This window comes from Paraburkholderia sp. JHI2823 (assembly GCF_038900695.1).
Classification (GTDB): domain Bacteria; phylum Pseudomonadota; class Gammaproteobacteria; order Burkholderiales; family Burkholderiaceae; genus Paraburkholderia; species Paraburkholderia mimosarum.
In genome coordinates, this window is sequence record NZ_JAYMRY010000360.1 from 1 (window position 1) to 376 (window position 376).

2 pseudogenes are annotated in these 376 nt (G+C 60.4%); one reads left to right on the forward strand and one right to left on the reverse strand.

Features of this window, described 5'->3' with window-relative positions:
* A pseudogene (locus tag VSR34_RS38975) lies at window positions 1–127 on the forward strand (IS5/IS1182 family transposase); the annotation flags it as partial.
* 60 nt (window positions 128–187) lie between these two features.
* On the opposite strand, the pseudogene VSR34_RS38980 reads toward VSR34_RS38975, so the two are convergent.
* Window positions 188–376: pseudogene (locus VSR34_RS38980) on the reverse strand (IS6 family transposase); the annotation flags it as partial.

The following is a 376-nucleotide window of genomic DNA, read 5'->3' on the forward strand; positions in this document are numbered from 1 at the left end:
TGTAGATGCCAACGGGGTACCGGTCAGCGTGATTCTGACCGGCGCAAACCGTAACGACGTCACTCAGTTGCTGCCGTTGGTCGATGCCATCGCGCCGATTCGCGGCACGCGTGGCCGACCACTGCGCGAGGCTCTGTCAGGTTGGCCGATGTAGTCTGTCTTTGTGGCGTACGAGTAGTTATCCTGATTAGATAACCCTGTCTCCGGCCGCAGTGACAGTCCAACCATGCCACGTCGCGAAACGTTTCTGGAGCGCGGTACGATGACATGCCGCGTTCATCTGGTGTCTGGGCAACGCGAAGTGCTGCCGGATCGGGCCGAAGCACGAAAGAAACGCCTGCGTGCGACGCGCATCGCGAAAACCGCACATCTGGCG